We start from the raw sequence: 1,123 nt of genomic DNA, 5'->3' as shown, positions 1-1,123 counted from the left end.
TTCTTGCGCCGGTTCGTAATGATTTGCCCGGCCACGACCACCAGTACCGCGAGGACGAACATCGCGGTGCCGATGACGTTGATCTGAACGGGGGTTCCTCGCTGTGCCGAGCCCCAGACGAACATGGGGAAGGTGACGGTGGAGCCCGCGTTGAAGTTGGTGATGATGAAGTCGTCGAACGAGAGCGCGAAGGCGAGCAGGGCGCCGGCGGCGATGCCGGGGGCCGCGATCGGCAGGGTCACGCGCAGGAAGGTCTGCGTGGGCCCGGCGTAGAGGTCGCGCGCGGCCTCCTCCAGACGCGGGTCCATGGACATGACCCGGGCCTTGACCGCCGTCACGACGAACGACAGACAGAACATGATGTGGGCGATCAGGACCGTCCAGAAGCCGAGCTCGATGCCCATGTTGAGAAAGAGCGTGAGCAGCGAGGCGGCCATGACGACCTCGGGCATCGCCATCGGCAGGAAGATCAGCGAGTTGATCGCGCCGCGGGCCCGGAAGCGGTAGCGGACGAGCGCGAAGGCGATCATCGTGCCGAGGACGACCGCGCCGACCGTCGCCCAGGCGGCGAGCTGGAGCGAGAGGGAGAGCGACTCGCACATGTCGGCGACGCCGCAGGGGTCCTTCCAGGCGTCGAGCGAGAACTCCTGCCAGGAGTAGTTGAAGCGCCCCTTCGGTTTGTTGAAGGAGAACGCCATCACGACGAGGTTCGGCAGGATCATGTACGCGAGCGTGAGCAGGCCCGCGATGACGACGAGGTTCCGACGGATCCAACGCATCAGACCAGGTCCTCCGTTCCCGCTCGGCGGATGTAGACGGTGACCATGACCAGCACGATCGCCATGAGGATGAAGGAGAGCGCGGCCGCCGTCGGGTAGTCGAGGACCCGCAGGAACTGCGACTGGATGACGTTGCCGACCATCTTGGTGTCGGTCGAGCCGAGCAGTTCGGCGTTGACGTAGTCGCCGCTCGCCGGGATGAAGGTGAGCAGGGTGCCGGAGACGACGCCGGGCATCGACAGCGGGAAGGTCACCTTGCGGAAGGTGGTCGCCGGGGAGGCGTACAGGTCCTGCGCGGCCTCGTGCAGCCGGCCGTCGATCCGCTCCAGTGAGGTGTAGAGGGG

At 66.2% G+C, this 1,123-nt stretch carries 2 protein-coding genes; both read right to left on the bottom strand.

Annotated features, from left to right (window positions below; genetic code table 11):
* On the bottom strand, positions 1–779 hold a 779-nt coding region (locus ACFQ79_RS40730; RefSeq protein ID WP_383593449.1), incomplete at its 3' end, for an ABC transporter permease.
* On the bottom strand, positions 779–1,123 hold a 345-nt coding region (locus tag ACFQ79_RS40725; RefSeq protein WP_383593446.1), incomplete at its 5' end, for an ABC transporter permease. The genes ACFQ79_RS40725 and ACFQ79_RS40730, both read right to left, overlap by 1 nt.

This window comes from Streptomyces sp. NPDC056480 (assembly GCF_042795405.1).
Classification (GTDB): domain Bacteria; phylum Actinomycetota; class Actinomycetes; order Streptomycetales; family Streptomycetaceae; genus Streptomyces.
The sequence above is the reverse complement of the archived record's forward strand: the minus strand, read 5'-3'. Positions and strand labels throughout refer to the sequence as shown.